14 protein-coding genes are annotated in these 14877 nt (G+C 36.3%); 2 read left to right on the plus strand and 12 right to left on the minus strand.

Annotated features, from left to right (window positions below; all coding sequences use genetic code 11):
- Positions 1–11 precede the first annotated feature (11 nt).
- The 5 genes from EDX97_RS06985 to rpmE all read right to left on the minus strand — a co-directional run bounded on the left by EDX97_RS06985 (position 12) and on the right by rpmE (position 4465).
- Entirely contained in the window at positions 12–1076 is a 1065-nt protein-coding gene (locus tag EDX97_RS06985) for a bifunctional UDP-N-acetylglucosamine diphosphorylase/glucosamine-1-phosphate N-acetyltransferase GlmU (protein WP_128520439.1), read from the minus strand.
- Positions 1077–1167: 91 nt separating this feature from the next.
- Positions 1168–2424, minus strand: a complete 1257-nt coding sequence (locus EDX97_RS06990) for a hypothetical protein (protein WP_128520440.1) — start codon at positions 2422–2424, stop codon at positions 1168–1170.
- 27 nt (positions 2425–2451) lie between these two features.
- The gene (locus EDX97_RS06995; protein WP_183164303.1) at positions 2452–3093 is read right to left on the minus strand and encodes a hypothetical protein; all 642 of its coding nucleotides are present in this window, start codon (positions 3091–3093) and stop codon (positions 2452–2454) included.
- Positions 3030–4196, minus strand: a complete 1167-nt coding sequence (locus tag EDX97_RS07000; protein ID WP_128520442.1) for a helicase-related protein — start codon at positions 4194–4196, stop codon at positions 3030–3032. The genes EDX97_RS06995 and EDX97_RS07000 overlap by 64 nt, the downstream gene beginning before the upstream one ends.
- Positions 4197–4255: 59 nt before the next feature.
- Complete coding sequence (gene rpmE / locus EDX97_RS07005) at positions 4256–4465, minus strand: 50S ribosomal protein L31 (protein WP_128520443.1); 210 nt, start codon at positions 4463–4465, stop codon at positions 4256–4258.
- A 116-nt stretch (positions 4466–4581) separates the two neighbouring features.
- On the opposite strand from rpmE, the gene EDX97_RS07010 reads away from it, so the two are divergent.
- Complete coding sequence (locus EDX97_RS07010) at positions 4582–5121, plus strand: DUF5662 family protein (protein ID WP_128520444.1); 540 nt, start codon at positions 4582–4584, stop codon at positions 5119–5121.
- Between the two features lie 13 nt (positions 5122–5134).
- On the opposite strand, the gene glmS is transcribed toward EDX97_RS07010, so the two are convergent.
- From glmS to rsmG, 4 genes are all read right to left on the minus strand, one after another.
- On the minus strand, positions 5135–6943 hold the full coding sequence (glmS, locus tag EDX97_RS07015) for a glutamine--fructose-6-phosphate transaminase (isomerizing) (RefSeq protein WP_128520445.1): 1809 nt from the start codon (positions 6941–6943) through the stop codon (positions 5135–5137).
- Between the two features lie 310 nt (positions 6944–7253).
- Positions 7254–8132, minus strand: a complete 879-nt coding sequence (locus EDX97_RS07020) for a ParB/RepB/Spo0J family partition protein (protein ID WP_420884692.1) — start codon at positions 8130–8132, stop codon at positions 7254–7256.
- Positions 8129–8902, minus strand: coding sequence for a ParA family protein (locus EDX97_RS07025; RefSeq protein ID WP_128520447.1), 774 nt, complete (start codon positions 8900–8902; stop codon positions 8129–8131). The genes EDX97_RS07020 and EDX97_RS07025 overlap by 4 nt, the downstream gene beginning before the upstream one ends.
- Before the next feature lie 2 nt (positions 8903–8904).
- On the minus strand, positions 8905–9600 hold the full coding sequence (rsmG, locus tag EDX97_RS07030) for a 16S rRNA (guanine(527)-N(7))-methyltransferase RsmG (protein ID WP_128520448.1): 696 nt from the start codon (positions 9598–9600) through the stop codon (positions 8905–8907).
- A gap of 90 nt (positions 9601–9690) precedes the next feature.
- On the opposite strand from rsmG, the gene EDX97_RS07035 reads away from it, so the two are divergent.
- Positions 9691–10365, plus strand: coding sequence for a GTP pyrophosphokinase (locus EDX97_RS07035; RefSeq protein ID WP_128520449.1), 675 nt, complete (start codon positions 9691–9693; stop codon positions 10363–10365).
- Here EDX97_RS07035 and EDX97_RS07040 read toward each other — a convergent pair.
- From EDX97_RS07040 to EDX97_RS07050, 3 genes are read right to left on the minus strand one after another with little or no spacing between them, the layout of a single operon-like run.
- Positions 10352–11446 (minus strand): CDP-glycerol glycerophosphotransferase family protein, encoded by a 1095-nt coding sequence (locus tag EDX97_RS07040; protein ID WP_128520450.1) that lies wholly within the window; start codon positions 11444–11446, stop codon positions 10352–10354. The two genes, EDX97_RS07035 and EDX97_RS07040, sit on opposite strands and share 14 nt — an antisense overlap.
- 3 nt (positions 11447–11449) lie before the next feature.
- On the minus strand, positions 11450–12649 hold the full coding sequence (locus EDX97_RS07045) for a CDP-glycerol glycerophosphotransferase family protein (RefSeq protein ID WP_245978024.1): 1200 nt from the start codon (positions 12647–12649) through the stop codon (positions 11450–11452).
- 8 nt (positions 12650–12657) lie between these two features.
- On the minus strand, positions 12658–14877 hold the full coding sequence (locus tag EDX97_RS07050; protein WP_128520451.1) for a bifunctional glycosyltransferase/CDP-glycerol:glycerophosphate glycerophosphotransferase: 2220 nt from the start codon (positions 14875–14877) through the stop codon (positions 12658–12660).

Consider the following 14877-nt stretch of genomic DNA (forward strand, 5'->3'; position numbering starts at 1 on the left):
ATGTTTCCTTCCTATTTTTCTTGTCCCTTAGCGATGTGTTCATTTTCGAATCGTTCAAAACTCTTTAATCGACATTGTCTATCAACTTGACAATTCGTAATCGCTGTCATTGGCCCAATTTGTGTGTCTTGATCAATTTGTGAAGATGTAATGATACTTGCATCAATCGTAACGCCATCCTGGATCGTTGAATCTACGATCCGTGAATTGGAACGAATGATTACACCATTACCAATTTGTGTCTTTCCGGTAATTTCTACATTCGGATAAATGATCACATCATGACCAATCTTCACATCTTTGCCAATCATTGTACGTTTTGGATCAATGATCTGTACACCTTGTTCCAACCAATATGAATTGATATGATTGGTCATCCAAGTATACGCACGATACAATTCTTTGCAATCATTGATGCCCATGACTTCTTCACGATTTTCAATGACCATACCGTTTACGGTTTTTCCTTGATTGGATAATATGGATATTAAATCGGTTAAATAATATTCATGTTGAGCGTTGTTTGGCTCCAATTTATCTAAGGAAGCAAATAAATCCTGGTTTTTAAAACAATAGATACCGGCATTGATTTCCTTGATCTTTAATTGTTCTGGATCACAATCTTTTGCTTCTACGATACCAATCACATTGTTGGCTTGATCACGTACAATTCGTCCATAAGCACCGGCATCTTCTAAGATGGCTGTGCATAATGTTGCGGAAGCCGTTTCATTGGCTTGGAACAATTTTTCTAATGTTTCTGGTTGTATACATGGTCCATCACCATTAATGATGATCGTATCGCCTGTTTCATTCGCTAATTGCTGACATTGCATGACCGCATGTCCCGTTCCTAATTGTGGTTCTTGTAAAGCAAATTCCACATCCTTAAATGTTGCTTCAATGGTTTGGGCTTGATAGCCAACCACGACCACAATTCGTTCTACATGCACAGCACGTAATGCATCAATAATATATGCCAACATAGGCCGGTCGATAATGGAATGCATCACCTTGGATTGGGATGATTTCATTCGCGTGCCTTTGCCAGCTGCCAATATAATGGCATTGCGCATATCCTTACCACCTAACTTTCATACATCATACATTCTATACAATAATTGTCATTCAAGCAAATTAAAAAAGACTAGCCTTTCTAAGAAAGACCTAGTCTAATGCATTTAATTGTTGTTGCAAAGCACTGATTTGAGAATTCAAAGAATCCACGGTTGCTTGTGCCGTTGCCTGATTGCTTTGATACGTTGCCAAATCATTTTGGAGACTGGAATATTGTGATTGAAGATCCGTATATTCACTGGATGTTTCTGCATCACTGAGCTTCTTTTGTGCATCCATCAATTGTGATTGTAACGAAGTTGTATCTTCATCTTCACCAGCATCTGCAATCTGTTGCTGCAAATCCGTCACTTCCGTTTGATATTGTTTGATTTTTGATTGATAAGAACTAATTTGCGATTGGATATCATCCATACTCGATTGCGCTTCTTTTACTTTAGAAGACGCTTCATCCAAATCGGATTGAGCTTGACTCAATTGCGATTGTAACTGTGAAATCTGTGAACGCAATTTTGCTTTTTGTTCAGCCGATTTCACATTATTATTCTTCGAACTGCTCTTTTTCTTTGCTTTGGCCGATTTCAACAATGTATTAAAATCTTTACCTGTTGCTTTTTCCAAAATTCCATCGATCGTTTTCTTTTCGGAACTGGTTAATTTATTATAGATATTTTCGTACGTTGTGATATCCAGTTTTTCACTACTACTTAAATCACCATATCCTTTGACCCAGTTCAACAATCGTGAATAGCCTGAAGTATGTGTTTGTGTTTGTTCCGAAGTTTGTTGAAGCAATCCAAAAATAGAACCTGAAGTAGCTAAGTTAATGCCACCAATTACGACCAATATAACAACTAAAGCCGCAATGATCCCAATGATTTTTTTATCTTGCTTTTTATGATCTATGACTTTTTTTGCCTTCTTCGGTTTTTTATTGGAAGAAACGACTCTTCTTTCCAGTTTTAGACCCGAAGTGTTTTGTTGATGCATGATCTTTTGGATCTTTTGATCATCAATCACGACCGTATCATTGGTTTCTGGCTTTATTTCTTCAATTTTTTCTGGATCAAAAACCGTTGTTTTACCACCAGCCGATGTAGGCTGCATTACTTTTGTTTCCGATAAATGACTATTGTCCATTTCCCCTTTTTGGACATGTACAGGTGGTATTACAACCGTATCGGATGTCGATTCAACTTCTTTCGGCTCTTCTGTTTTTTCCTGTTGACTACGTTCAACTCGAGAGATTTTATCTTTCTTTGCTTTGAAAGCATGCATCTTCCGCTCTAACGTATCATCATTTTCAATGGAATCCAACAAATCAGAAATTTCATCACGTCTTGTCATACTTGTCTCCCCTTTTTACCAAGTATTTTACCAAATCCAAGGGGCATTTGCCACCTCGTTTGGCTCTTGTGAAGCCATCCATAAAGGATGTGCCGATATTATAAACACTTTAGAAGTCGAAAGTAAAGTACAAGCTTTGGATAATGTTGCTCCCGTTGTACAAACATCATCCACTAATAGGATTGGTTTATCTGGCATCCAGTAACAAGTTTTTAATTCTAAAACATCTTGAATATCTTGTCTTTTGGATTTGGGTTGATTGGATTGTTTGAGATCCGAAGTTTTATAAAAAGGAGAATATATTTCCATTCCGGTACTTTTAAATACTTCGATAATCGGTTCAAATCCTCGTACCATTCGTTTTTGTTCACTGCTAGGCATGGCACATAAACAATAGGAACGCAAATCGACGTCTTCCTCGGCTAAAAAAATAGACGCTAAGACAATATCTTTTTGTTCTTTCAATTGAAACCACAATCGTTCTAAGAAATCATTATAGGCATACAACACATACCAATAGATACCATGGATCTTATATACTTTCTTGACTTTCTGCATCGCATCCGCACAACTTTGACAAAGACAAGGATGAATGAGTTGTCGATTCAATTCGATTGGTCCTTGGCAGATTGAACAGACTGGTTCATCTGGAACAGTTGCACGATACATGTTTTGATAGATTTGGTGGATGATCGACATAAACAAAGTCCTTTTCCGGTAGGATCTTGAAAACTGCGTCCAACACGTCCAAATATTTGAATCAAGCTAGCACTTGTAAATACAATATGATCCGCTCGATACACAATGACTTGAACGCTAGGTACCGTAATACCTCGTTCTAATAAAGTGGTACAAATCAAAACTTGAAATTTTCCTTCACGGAAAGCTTGTATGATTTCATCTTTATCTTCTTTGGAGGAATGAACGTAGGAGCACGATAGGATATGCGATAAGATCAAATAAAAGAAAAATGCGATTTGTTTCGTAGGTACGAATAATAGAATTTGTTTGGGTTGCCATTTTAAGCAATAATAGACAACGAGGATCCACTGTATCCATATGGGTCTTTCTATAACATCTGGAATGATCAATGGATGCTTATGAGGACGTTCAAACAAGGTAATCCTTTCCATTTTATGCGCCGCCATTTGTTTTAAACTCTTTTCATCGGGTGTTGCACTCAATAAAAGTTTCTGTCCTTTACAAGCACCATCCGCAATGGCCTCTAAGACCGAATTTCCAACATACGGAAAGGCATCCACTTCGTCCATGATCAATAAATCAAAGGCTTGATAGTAGCGATAGAGTTGATGCATCGTACAAACAATGATATCTCCATCGGTCACTGTTGTATACCCTTGGCAAACCGCAATGACATGTAAATCTGAAAACGCTTCTTGCAGACGGTCACGAATTTCTAATACGACTTGTCTTCGACTAATCGCAAAGCCCACTTTTTTACCACAAGACAAATAATAACGAATGGATGCGAACGTAATTTCAGTCTTTCCAGCTCCTGTGGCTGCATAGATAAATACATCTTTTCCTGCACATAAATAGGCTAAAGCTTGGGAAGAAGCTTCTTTTTGAGATGGGGTCAATTCATATTTTAAATGATAGGCTCCCGTATAGCGAAAAGTACGCAAAACAACTGGCGTAAGTGGCGTATCCGCTTCTACACGAGAAAAACCAATGCATTTGCGACAATAATATACGCCATGATCCAATATAAAATACTTAGGATCCGTATTTTGACATCGGTAACATTTCATATACTCTTATACGAAAATTCACAAAAAGAGTACAAAAAAAGCGATGTTTCCATCGCTTACTATTTTAAACCATATTTCTTGTTAAATTTCTCGATACGTCCTTGGGCAGCCGCAAAACGTTGACGACCTGTATAGAATGGATGACAATTTGAACAAGTATCTACTCGTAAAACATCTCCCTTGATCGTTGATCCCGTTTCGAATTCTGCACCACAAGATGTACAAACACATTTAACCTTATGGTAATTTGGATGAATTCCTTTTTTCATGTTTGTTCCTCCTTCCGCCTTAAACCTCTTGCGTGTTTAAAGTAAGGCACGTTGATTATATCAATGCCCTATAAAAAATTCAAGCATAAATTCCATGTTCGTTGTATACTGATTCCATGAATAAAGTAATTGGTCATTTAAGAACGATTAATCGACATAAAATGAAAGTCACACAACTTTGTTTTCGATGTCATCTATATAAACAAGGAATTCTTCATGATTTAAGTAAATATTCATACATTGAACTCAAAACAGGCTTTCATTATTATCAAGGTTTTCGATCTCCTATCGATGCCGAAAAAGAAGAAAAAGGCTATTCTTTAGGTTGGTTGCATCACAAAGGACGCAATAAACATCACTGGGAATATTGGATTGATGTAGGAAAAGATGGACTCTATGCGTGCAAAATGCCTGAAAATTATGTTGTCGAAATGTTTTGTGATCGCGTAGCCGCCAGTATGATCTACCAAGGCGATGCATATACCGATCATAGTGCATTGGACTACTACAACCAAGGTCGCAGTCGGATCCTAATTCATGAAGAAACTGATCGTTTAATTCTCCATCTCTTACAGTATCTAGCCGACAATGGATTGGATGCCACCATTGCTTATATTGTGGCGCATAAAAAAAGCGGATTCAAATTTGATATTTGATCCGCTATTTTATTTATTCTACTGTAACTGATTTCGCAAGGTTACGTGGTTTATCGACATCGCGACCTTTTTCAACCGCTGCATAATAAGCAAATAACTGCAATAAGATCGTAACCGGAATAACAGCCAACAATGGATGTACATCTGGAATACGAATCACATATTTAAATTTTGGCGCTGGTTGATCTTTGGTAGTGATCAAGATGACATTGGCACCACGAGCCATGGTCTCTTCAATGTTTGAAATCGTCTTGGCAGCAACTTCTGGTTGGGTAGCCATTGCGATCACGACGGTATCTTTTTCGATCAAAGCAATCGCACCATGTTTTAATTCACCGGCAAAGTAAGCATCCGCATGCACATACGATACTTCTTTTAATTTTAAAGCACCTTCCAATACACTAACATAATCCAATTGACGACCAATGAAATACGCATCTTGTTGATTCTTTAAGAAACCAGCATATTCTTTCATCAGTTCATGTTTATCCAACATTGCACTGACAACTTCTGGCATCTGTTTTAAGCCTTCCAACAATTCCGCTTTACATGCTACATCTGTACCGCGTAATTCCGCAATCTTTAAAATCAATAAAGTAACCAATGCCAATTGAGTCGTAAAAGCTTTGGTAGAAGCAACCGCAATTTCAGGTCCCGCACATGTATACAAAGTCACATCGCTCGCACGTGCAATCGATGAACCCAATACATTGACGATGGAAATCGTTTGTGCTCCTTTCTCTTTAGACATCTTTAAAGCAGCTAATGTATCGGCTGTTTCTCCTGATTGGGAAATATAGACACACAATGTCTTATCATCTACATGTGGATCACTATATCGGAATTCACTAGCAGCTACACAAATTGAAGGCACATCGATCCATTTTTGGAACAATGTATTCGCATAGATACCTGCATGCCAAGCTGTACCACAAGCTACAAAATAGACACGATTGATTTTGGTGAAATCTAGTTTTTCTAAATCTTCCAAATGGATTTCACCCTTCTCAATACGTCCACGCAAAGTTTCACGAATTGCTTCTGGTTGTTCATAAATTTCTTTCAACATGAACGTATCGTATCCACCTTTTTGGGCAGCTTCAATATCATAAGGAATATGCGTCCATTTGGCTTCAACTGGTTCGCAATGGAATGTATAAACAGAAATTTCATTTGGTGTTAATTTGGCCATTTGACCATCTTCCAAAATTAAAACATCTTTTGTATATTCCAAAATTGCAGGAATATCCGATGCTGCAAAGGTGCCGTTCTCCGATTTTCCTAAAACCATAGGACTGGCTGTTTTAGCAACATAAACCGTATCTGGTTCATCGGTTGATAAAACACAAATCGCAAAGCTTCCTTCCAATTGATTAACGGTTTTCTTCATGGCTTCTAACATATTGCCATCATAGTAGTAATCCAATAAATGAACGATTACTTCACTATCCGTTTCGGATTGGAATTCATATCCTTTCGCTTTTAGATTTGCTTTAATGCCTTCATAATTTTCAATGATACCATTGTGAACAATAGAAATCGTATTGGCTGCATTTGTATGTGGATGCGAATTCAATTGACTTGGTACACCATGTGTTGCCCAACGGGTATGACCAATACCTGTTGTCTGATGGAAAGAAGGCACATCTAACATATCTTCTAGATCTTTCAATCTTCCCTTAGCTTTTTTAGTGAATAAACCTTTGTCATCAACCAAAGTAATACCGGCTGAATCATAACCACGATATTCTAACTTCTCTAAACCGCTCAACAAAATGGGTAAAGCTGCATCTTTACCTGTAAACGCTGTAATTCCACACATATACAATATCCTCCTTATTATATGTTTTTATCATGGAGGATACCCAAGGAATTTGTTCAAACGTCACCGCTTGGTTTTGTCCTTGTTTCTAGGTCGTATCAACCTCCAGGCCATCCGCCGAATCTTTCGATAAACCTGGTCCTCGTCAACTAGTTTTCTAGTCCGGGCGCTCCTCTTTTATTTCTCCACGATATTTTCCATTATAATGATTTTTCATAGAAATTAAACACTTCTTATGAAATTCACAAAATATTCACATAAAGATAAAAGGGAATGCGCTTACAAAAAAATACGGATATAACTATCCGTACTATTTTTCAATCAACCCCAATTTATCCAACAAACGATTCAAATCATCTTCATTTTCATAATGAATCGATACACTATGTTGACTAATGGATACCGACGTTTGAAAATATTCTTCCAATTGTTTTTTTGCTTCTTTCACAAACAAACTTGGTTCTTTCGACTTTTCCACTTTCTTACCATTGATGGACTTTACTAACTGTTCAACCTTACGAACACTCATGCCTTGTGCAATCGCTTGACGCGCTACTTTACGCATCATATCTTCATCTTTCAAACCCAATAATGCACGTACATGTCCCATGCTTAATTGTTTGGCGACTACATAATTTTGGACATCTTCTGGCAGTTTCAATAAACGCAATGTATTGGTGATATGTTCACGTGATTTTCCGATACGATGAGCCAATTGTTCTTGCGTATAATTCAAACGTTTGATCAATTGATCATAGGCTTTTGCTTCTTCAATAATATTTAAATCTTCACGTTGGACATTTTCTAGTAAAGCAATTTCCATCATTTGTTGATCATCAAAATCAACTAAAATAGCTGGAATCGTATCTAAGCCTGCCATTTTAGAAGCACGCAAACGACGCTCTCCTGTGACCAATTCATAACCCGAAATACTCTTTTTTACCAAAATTGGTGTAAATACACCATGTTGTTGAATGGATTCACTCAACTCTTGTAAGGCATCTTTATCAAATACTTTACGAGGCTGATACGGATTGGGTCGAATCTGATCGACCGGTAACATCAATTGTTCTTGTCCTTCGTTATTGTTTTCAATATCATCTAAGATCTTTGTGACATTTTCTTGCCCAAACAAAGAATCCAAACCACGACCTAAACGACTGCTTTCTTTACTGCTCAATGCCTTCACCTGCTTTCGTTTTGTTCAATCAATTCTTCCGTTAATTGTTTATACGCTTTTGCACCTGCACTACTATCATCATACTCAAAAATGCTCAAGCTTCGACTTGGTGCCTCCGATAATTTCACATTGCGAGGAATCGCAATCTGATAGACTTGTTTCATAAAATTCTTTCGAACTTCTTGACTGACTTCCACGCTTAATCGTGTACGTACATCAAACATCGTCAATAAAATACCTTCAATTCGTAATTTTGGATTGTACGTTTTCTGGACCAAACGAATCGTCAAAAACAATTGTGTAACACCTTCCAATGCATAATATTCACATTGTACAGGAATCAATACGCTATCCGCTGCTGTTAGTGCATTGGTTGTCAATAAACCCAAACTTGGCGGACAATCAATAATAATGTAATCATATTGATCACGAATGGTATCCAATTGTTTCTTTAATAACGCTTCTTTTCCTTTTTCAATTTTATCCATTACCAATTCCGCACCCGCTAAACTGATGTGTGAAGGCAAAATATCCAAATGTGGTTTTGTTTTATGAATGATAGCTTCTTCAATCGATATTTCTGACATCAACACTTGATAGATGTCTTTATCATATACATCATTTGGTCGCAATAAGCCATGTGTTGCATTGGCTTGTGGATCCAAATCCACTAACAAAACACGCTTGTCACGATAGGACAAACCACTTGATAAATTAATGGCTGTTGTGGTCTTGCCAACACCACCCTTTTGATTGGCAATCGCAATAACTTTTCCCATATTTATTCTCCCAAAGGCTTCTTTTTAATTTGGCCATACACTCTTGGATATTTCTTTGAGGTTGGCTTCATTTTTTCAAAATATAAGTTCACATGATTGGCATCCGCTACACGAACTGTTTTTTCATCTTTTAAGATCACATGCAACGTTTCCATCGCTACTTTTGCCTTTTCTACTTCATTTTCTGCATTCTTACCTTTTAATGCGATAAAGGAACCTGTCACTCGTAATAAAGGAATGCATAATTCCAATAAAATGGTTAAACGAGCCACAGCACGAGATGTGACAATATCAAATTGAGCACGATTCTTTTTCGCAAAATCCTCCGCTCTTTCATTGCAGATTTGAATGTCTAATCCCAATTCTTGTTTGACTGTTTCTAGAAAACGACACCGCTTTTGAAGCGGTTCTACTAAAGTTACATGAAACTGAGGATACACAATGGCTACAGGAATGCCTGGAAAACCAGCACCAGAACCTACATCACAAATGGTTTCACCGGTTTCATGTACAAAAGGGATCACACAATCATAAAAGTGTTTTTCCCAGATTTGATCTTCTTCATCAATAGCCGTCAAATTCATCTTTTGATTCCATTCTTGGAGTAAATGAAGATACTTTTCCAATTGATCTAATTGCTTGTCTGTTACATCAACGCCTTGTCGTTGACAGGCGGATTGAAATTCTTTTCTATTCATCTTAAGCATTATATCATAATTATTATTATCCTATAATTGACATTATTTTTGTCAATATTGTTTATATTCGATGTATGTTAAAATGATTATATGAATGACGAATTAGAAGAATTACTCAAATCTTGTTTAGACGATGACTATGAAGAAAAATCATTACCTTATCGTCAAACAATGACCTATTATCGCTGTGCTTTACGCGAAGTGGAAACGAAATTTCGTGTTTTAGATGAACAATTCTCCATGTATTATGATCGGAATCCCATTGAAAATATTGAAACCCGGATCAAATCACAAACGAGTATCATGAGGAAATTAAAAAATCGCGGATTACCACTCACCCTTGAGTCCATGCAAGAAAATTTATTTGATATTGCCGGTATTCGAGTCATTGGCTCTTTTGTCGATGATATCTATATGTTGGCGAAATTGCTGCTTCAACAAGATGATGTGCATTTGATTGAAAGGAAAGACTACATTGCACATCCGAAGCCAAATGGTTATCGAAGCCTCCATTTAATTATCGAAACACCGATTTTTCTTGCGAATGAAAAACGTTGGATCAAAGTGGAAGTACAATTTCGTACCATCGCAATGGATCTATGGGCTACATTGGAACATAAGTTGCGTTATAAGAAAGATCTTTCGCCTGAACGATTGGAGGAAATGGCAACTGATCTTTATGAAGCCGCTGAAATTTGTGCACGATTAGATGAAAAAATGACAAAATTAAAAGCAAGCGAAAAAAGACATCCTATTCTGAAATAGGATGTCTTTTCATCAATGTATCAATCAATTGAATACAACGATTGGTATTGTTTCCATCGGTATAGGTCATACACATATGTTGAAATTCTTGCTCTTTTTGATAATCATAGGAATCCAAATGTTTTAATGCAGATATCAAATCCTTTTCATTCCGACAAACAGGTCCTGGATATTGTTCCAATGTAATGTTTAAACCAATCGTATCTTCATACGATTCAATATCGGGAATATATCCAATAATGGGTTTATGCAACAAAGAGTAATCCAAGATTACCGATGAATAATCACTGATCAAACAATCCGATGCTTGCATCAATGTATACAAGTCTTCCTCATTCGCATTGATGGCGGTCGTATTGTCTATGTGAATATTCCCCAACAAAGGATGAAACTTATATACGATCACACACTCTGGAAACAGGTCTTGTAGCTTTTTAATATTAAAGGAAACCACTTGAAATCCATGAATGATATTGCCACGAAATGTGGGTGCATATAAAATAATCTTCTTATCTTTGCATTCAGGATGTTTTAAAAAGAAAGCATTGGCTTTGGTTTGCAGCAAAGTATCACAACGTGGCATACCTGTCACATAGACTTGATTGGGTTGAACACCAAAACTTTTCGCATAGACTTCTTGCCAGTATGGTGCATTACAAATCACAGCATCATAATTTTGAATAGGGTATTCGCGTTGAATTTCATTACCAAATTTTTTGATAGCTCCGCACGCATGCCATACTTGTAAAACTTGACATGTTTTTGGTTTATGCGTTGAAATCACATAATTATTATCATTCAAAATGATCAATGCACTTTTCTTACATTCTACCAATTGTTTTAAACAATTGAAAAAATAAGACATTTTGCTTATTAGACTTTGATCAAATTGAATCAAATTATAATGAATATCGTATTTCTTTTCTTTTTTCAACGCTTCATCCAACAATAAAAAATCACCGGTTAAATGATCTTGGGTCAAGGATATAAACGTGATTCGATTGGATCGTGTATGGATCCAAAATGTCAGTACATTCACAATTTGAAGAGCTAAATTCAGAATTCGCTTTTGTAGACCCATAAACTATTCCTTTCCAAAAACGATATCAATGACTCTTTGTGATGCATGGCCATCTTGCCAATTATTAAAACGTTGATTAAACGCTTCTAAACGTTTAAAGTCATACTGTCCTTTTTTGATATCTGCCAATAACTGTTCTTCATCTTGAATGATGTCACCTGGCATCACTTCATAGATATCAAAATAGAAACCACGCAATTCATCGGCATATTCTTCCAAATCAAACATATAGAAATACATTGGACGATTTAAATTGGCATAATCAAAGAACACACTCGAATAATCTGTTACCAATACATCACTGATCACATAGAGATCGTTGATATCGGCATTGGCGTCCACATTATAAATAAATCCTTCTAAAGACGCATCGTTTTCAAATTTATTGATGATCAAATAATGTGGTTTAAAAAGAACCACGTATTCATCGCCTAATACTTCTTTCCATCGATGGAAATCGGCTTTTAATTCAAACGTGTATCCTCTCGTATTATAGGAATTATCACGCCATGTTGGTGCATACAATAATATTTTTTTATGGGCAGGAATATGGAATCGTTGTTTTATATTTTCGATTTCTTCTGGGGTAATATTGGTCAAAAAATCATTTCGTGGATAACCGGTTTTGATCAATCGTTTTGGATTAATACGAAAAGCCGTTTGAAAGACTTCATAACTAAATTCATTCGGTGCAATCATATAATTGTACTTGGCGACATCATCGTCATAGGTATCCGTCATTTGTTTCCGATTCATACCACTGCGATAGAACGTCTGATTTTCAACTTCTACAATGTCATGGGCCAATCGTTTTAATGGTGTACCATGCCATGTTTGTAGATACACCTGTTCCGGTTTTTTCTGGATATGTTTCGGTAATTTACAATTTACGATCCAGTATTTGGCTTTACACATGTAATAAAAATAATGCAAAGAATTATACCGAATGGTTTTGGCATGTTCAATTTCCACATTTGGTTTCTTCAATGCCCATACAAACGTATAATCATCAAATCGTGATTGTTTACACATTTCTTGATGAATATATTTTGGATTATCCGTATAGCCACGTCCATGAAAGGCAATGAAAATGACGGTGTGCTCATCCACAGACACCGTCTTTTGCATCCCTTTGTAGACGACTTTAAAACAACGAATGACCAATCGTTTGGCATGTCGGATCATATTTTGTTTCCATGCCATATCATCACCTACTCCTTACCTAACAATGCTTTCGCAACATGTTCCGATGCATGTCCATCATCGTAACAACAGAAACGACTATAGAATGTATCATAACGTTCCTTGTATTCTTCTGTGATTTTGTCAATATTTTCAATCGCATCGACAACTTCTTCACTTGTATACAATAATGGTCCTGGAACTTCTGTATTCATATCAATATAGAAACCACGCAATTGATTCTTATACTTATCTAAATCATACGTATAGAATAAAATAGGTCGTTTCAAGTTAGCATAATCAAAGAACACACTCGAATAATCGGTGATACAAATATCACTGATCAAATAGATTTCTGAAATATCGTCATAATCGGATAGATTATAAACAAATCCTTCCATACCCGTCACATCGATCTTATCCGAAATATAATGATGGGTACGCAACAAGACAACGTATTCATCCGATAATCGTTCTTGCATCAAATGGAGATCCAAAGCCAATTCGAATTTATATTGACCCGAACCATAATGTTGATCATCACGCCATGTTGGGGCATATAAAATCGTTTTCTTATCGGTTGGAATACCTAATTTCTTGCGTAAATCTTTCGCAATTTCATCTTTATTTGGCCAATATAAAATATCATTTCGTGGATAGCCATATTCTAACATTTTACCTTCATACATAAAACAACTACGGAATGTTTTGGTACTGAATGGATTGGCACTGACCAAAAAATCCCAATCTTGTCTTTGTTTATAGAATTGTTGCTTATACTTTGGTGAAGCACTCGTTACTTCTTGTTGATCAAAAACCAAACGTTTTAGTGGCGTACCATGCCAAGTTTCCAAGAAGACTTGTCCTTCGCGTTTCCGATACCATAGTGGTGGTCGTACATTGAACACAAGATATTTGGCAACGGCTAAGTAATACGCATATTCAAAACTAAAACGTTTAACACATTTGGCTCCATAAGGAATCTTTGCCCCATCATTGATGGCCCACACACATTCATATTCAGGATAGTGTTGGGCAATATATTCATAGATATATTTAGGCGAATCACTATAGTTTTTAGCCATGAAAGTTTCAAATAAAATCACATTATCTTTGATTGGCTTCTTTAAATAACGATGGAAATAAGCCAATTTATACGCTGTATTCTTATTTTTGAAAACTCGTTTTAATTTCTTTTTACCCAATACCCAACGTACTTCTTTTTGTACGCCATTCAAATCATTATTCAATAAAGCTTGAACCAATTTACGATTGGAATGATTCAATTCATCCAATACTTCCGGGCGACAATTTTCAATACAAGGAATCATGGCTTGGAAATATTCATTGCGCCAACGCTCATCTTGAGAACGACGAATCCTTTTTGCCATTTTACGCGTAAAGAAATGAACAATCTTGAAATCTAAATAATAACGAACAATACCATCACTGGTGATTGTGTTTCGCGTATATTCCACGGCACGAATTCGTTCATAGAAGCGATCATCATTCTCTTCTTGACTTAAAGCCGGATAATTGATGGGATCATTATGTTTTCTTTTTACATATACTGCATCTTCAACATAAGCTTCACTACGAATATGTTCCAAAACCGGACATAGGAAAGTCATATCACTGTAATAACGAAATTCTTCATGGAATTTAAACGAATACATACGTAAAAATACGGTTTTATATAAAACACCTAAAACTGTTACATTTCGGATACCATGTTTTACACGCAACAAATAATAGACAGCACGCAATTGAACCGGATCGACATTCGGATTCTTTTCCTTATACGAATCGATTTTTTGTTGGCGCATTTGTTCTTTTTCTTCTTCATCTTCTGGATCGATTTCTTTATTTTCAATCTTTTCTAAGTAATTGGCTTTATTATTCCATGTATGAGCTACTCGACCATATACAATATCTTGTCCTTTGGCAGCTTCGGCTAATAAACCCAAAGTATTTTCTAAAACATAATCATCGGCATCCAAAAAATATACATATTCGCCTTGTGCATGGGCTAATCCAACATTTCGACAAGCAGCCACACCATGGACATCCGTTTGAATCAAACGTACAAAAGGATATTTTTTGATGATTGGATCGACATTGTCATGTTCTTTATCCACGACTAAAAGCGTTTCAAAATCTTGAAACGCACTGACTTTTAATGAATCCAAACACTCTTCTAAATAGTGGATATAGTGGGAGAAAGGGATAATGATACTAATTTTTTTCAT

This window comes from Absicoccus porci (assembly GCF_003725415.1).
GTDB lineage: Bacteria > Bacillota_I > Bacilli_A > Erysipelotrichales > Erysipelotrichaceae > Absicoccus > Absicoccus porci.